Here is a 3,110-nt window from a genome sequence, read left to right as displayed (position 1 = left end):
GCGGACAGAAAACCGCTGGCAGAAGAACTGAAGAGAAACCGCCGACAGAAACGCCCCTTATGCCGGCCGCGTCTCGACGGGCGCCACGCGGTCGGGGAGATCGACCCGGGCGGGGTGGATCGTCGCCGCCAGCGCCTCCAGCGTGTCGACGACGCGGTGGCTGTGTCTATTCATGTAGGCGGTGCCGTCCATCGCGTAGACGCGCCCCTCGCGGGCGGCGGCGAGCTCCGAAAAGCCCTCGCGGGCGCGGAGGTCCTCGACGGCGCGCTCCGCGCCGGTGCGGTCGTAGCCACAGGGCGCGACGACGATCACCTCCGGGTCGTACGCGCGCACGTCGGCCCAGTCGAGTTTCTCGGAGCGCTGCCCGGCTTCCGCGAGGCCTGCCTCGCCGCCAGCGATCTCGACCAGCTCCGGGACCCACAGCCCGCCGTGTCTCAGGGGGTCGGTCCAGTCGAAGGCGGCGACGCGCGGGCGCTCGTCGGCGGGCACGTCCGCGACCGCCTCGCGCACGCGGTCGATCCGCGCGTCGAGGTCGGCGCGGAGGTCGCGGGCGGCCGTCTCCCGGCCCACCGCGCGACCGATGCGCTCCACGTTGTCGAGCACGTCGCCGAGGTCGTCGGCGTGCACGTCGAGCACCTCGCAGTCGAGGCCCAGTCGTGCGACCGCCTCGCGGGCGAGGCCGGCGTCGAGCGCGCAGACCGCGCAGACGCCCTGCGTGAGCACCGCGTCGGGGTCGGCCGCGGCGAGCGTCTCGCCGTCGAGGTAATACGTGCCGTCGAAGGCGGCGATGCGGTCCACCTCGGCGGGGTCGCGGTCGAGTTCCCGAACGAGGCCCGTGAGCGTCGGGCGGTCCGCGACCTCGGGCGGGTGGTCGCACTGGTGGGAGACGGCCGCGGGCGTGGCCCCGAGTTCCGCGGCCACCTCGGTCGCGGACGGGAACAGCGAGACGACGGTCATGGACTGCGGTTCGCAGGCGCTCGGCATTAACGCTTCGCGGTCGGCGGCGCCGCGGAGCCGCGGCGCCGCCCCCCAGCTGGCCCCGTGAGGAATTACCAACAGACATTAGTCGGCTTCGCAAATATTAAACTCCGGCATATCGAAGGTCCGTTCGATGACTCAACGCGTCGCGACCACGCCCGGGCTGTTCCCGCTCCCGGACTGGGCGAAAGAGAGACTCTCCGACCTGAAGGGCCACCAGAAGGGCGACCTCCTGAGCGGTGACGAAGGCGCGGACATCGTCGCAGCGTACGACGAGGTCCGCGCCGAGTTCGTCGCCGACCAGCTCGACGCCGGCCTCGACCGCGTCGTCGAGGGGCAAGGCCGCTGGGACGACATGATCGCGCACCCGCTGACCGTCTCCGACGCGGTGGAGACCGGCGGCATCGTGCGCTACTACGACAACAACAACTTCTACCGCGACCCGCAGGTGACGGCGGAGCTGTCCTTCTCGGGCGACGTGGCTGCCGAGTTGGAAGCGGCCGCGGACGTGCTCGGCGGCGAGGCGCCGCTGCAGGCGACGCTGCCGGGCCCGTACTCGCTCGCGGACCTCGCGACCGACGAGCAGTACGGCGACGCGGAGACGTTCCTCGCCGCGGTCGCGGAGTTCCTCGCGGGCGAGGTCGAGGCGTTCCCGGACCACGAAACGCTGTTCCTGCTGGAGCCCTCGCTCGTGGAGAACCCGCCCGAAGACGGTCTCGCCGCCGCCGCCAGCGAGGCGATCGATACGGTCGCGGCCGCGACCGACGCGGAGGTCGTCGTCCACACCTACTGGGGCGCGCTCGACGAGAAGACGTACGCGCACCTGATGGACGCGGACGTGGACGCGCTCGGGCTCGACCTCGTGGCGGGCGACCGCGACGACACCGTCTATAACGTCCAAGAGTACGGGACGAAGGATTCGGTCGCGCTCGGGCTGATCGACGGACAGAACACGCTCGTCGAGGACCCCGAGACGGTCGCCGAGCGCGTCGAGTGGTTCGAGTCGCAGGTGCCCGTCTCCGCGTTCGAGACGACGTACCTCACCTCGAACACGGAGCTGTTCTACCTGCCGGAGAACAAGTACAAAGCGAAGATCGAGGCGCTCGCCGCCGCCACGGAGGTGCTCGAGTAATGGTCAGAAATCCCGACGCGAACCGCGCGCAGTTCCGCCCGAACGACCATCCCAACGACTCGTTCCTGCTGACGACGGTCGTCGGCTCCTATCCGAAGCCCAAGTGGCTCAACCGGGCCGACGAGCTCGTCGAGGACGAGGACTCGAAGTTCGACGCCGTGGACCTTGAGGAGGCCCACGACGACGCCTGCCGGCTCATCACGCACGAGCACGAGCGCGCCGGCCTCGACACCGTCGTCGACGGCGAGATGCGCCGCAACGAGATGGTGGAGTTCTTCGCGCACCGCATCGACGGCTACGAGTTCAACGGGCCGGTGAAGGTGTGGGGCCACAACTACTTCGACAAGCCCTCCGTCGTCGAGGAGGTCACCTACGACGAGCCGTGGCTGGTCGACGAGTTCGAGTTCACCTCGAACGTGGCCCAGCGGCCCGTCAAAGTCCCCATCACGGGCCCGTACACGCTCGGCTACTGGGCGTTCAACGAGGCGTACCCCTCCACCGAGGAGCTCGTCTACGACCTCGCCGACCTCGTCAACGAGGAGGTCGAGAAGCTGGTCGAGGCGGGCGCCCGCTACATCCAGATCGACGAGCCGGCGCTGGCGACGACGCCGGAGGACCACGCCATCGTCGGCGAGGCGCTCGAACGGATCGTCTCGGGCATCCCCGACGACGTGCGCATCGGGCTCCACGTCTGCTACGGGGACTACTCGCGGATCTACCCCGAGCTGAACGACTACCCCATCGACGAGTTCGACGTGGAACTCTGCAACGGCGACTACGAGCAGATCCCCGTCTTCGAGGAGCCCGAGTTCGAACCGGACCTCGCGCTCGGCGTCGTCGACGCCCACACCGCGGAGGTCGAGCCGGTCGCGGAGATCAAGGAGAACATCCTGCAGGGCCTCCGCGTCGTGCCGCCGGAGAAGCTCACGATCTCCCCGGACTGCGGGCTGAAGCTCCTGCCCCGGGAGATCGCGTACGGTAAGACGGAGAACATGGTCAC

The 3,110-nt window shown here is 69.5% G+C and carries 3 protein-coding genes; 2 read left to right on the top strand and 1 reads right to left on the bottom strand.

Annotated elements, in window-relative coordinates:
* Positions 1-57: 57 nt before the first annotated feature.
* The gene (locus tag AN233_RS01690; protein ID WP_125919949.1) at positions 58-957 is read right to left on the bottom strand and encodes an ABC transporter substrate-binding protein; all 900 of its coding nucleotides are present in this window, start codon (positions 955-957) and stop codon (positions 58-60) included.
* 154 nt (positions 958-1,111) lie between these two features.
* On the opposite strand from AN233_RS01690, the gene AN233_RS01685 reads away from it, so the two are divergent.
* Positions 1,112-2,110 carry a 5-methyltetrahydropteroyltriglutamate--homocysteine methyltransferase gene (locus tag AN233_RS01685; RefSeq protein ID WP_058365140.1) on the top strand — a complete coding sequence of 333 codons (999 nt, stop codon included), beginning with the start codon at positions 1,112-1,114 and terminating at the stop codon, positions 2,108-2,110.
* Positions 2,110-3,110, top strand: a 1,001-nt coding sequence (locus AN233_RS01680; RefSeq protein ID WP_058365169.1) for a methionine synthase, incomplete at its 3' end; no start/stop codon positions are given. The genes AN233_RS01685 and AN233_RS01680, both read left to right, overlap by 1 nt.

This window comes from Haloparvum sedimenti (assembly GCF_001462205.1).
GTDB classification, from domain to species: Archaea; Halobacteriota; Halobacteria; order Halobacteriales; family Haloferacaceae; genus Haloparvum; species Haloparvum sedimenti.
This window is presented reverse-complemented; position numbering and strand designations above follow the sequence as displayed.

Coding starts and splice junctions, on each gene's coding strand:
- AN233_RS01690 (WP_125919949.1), bottom strand. CDS start 957: ATGACCGTCGTCTCGCTGTTCCCGTCCGCGACCGAGGTGGCCGCGGAA.
- AN233_RS01685 (WP_058365140.1), top strand. CDS start 1,112: ATGACTCAACGCGTCGCGACCACGCCCGGGCTGTTCCCGCTCCCGGAC.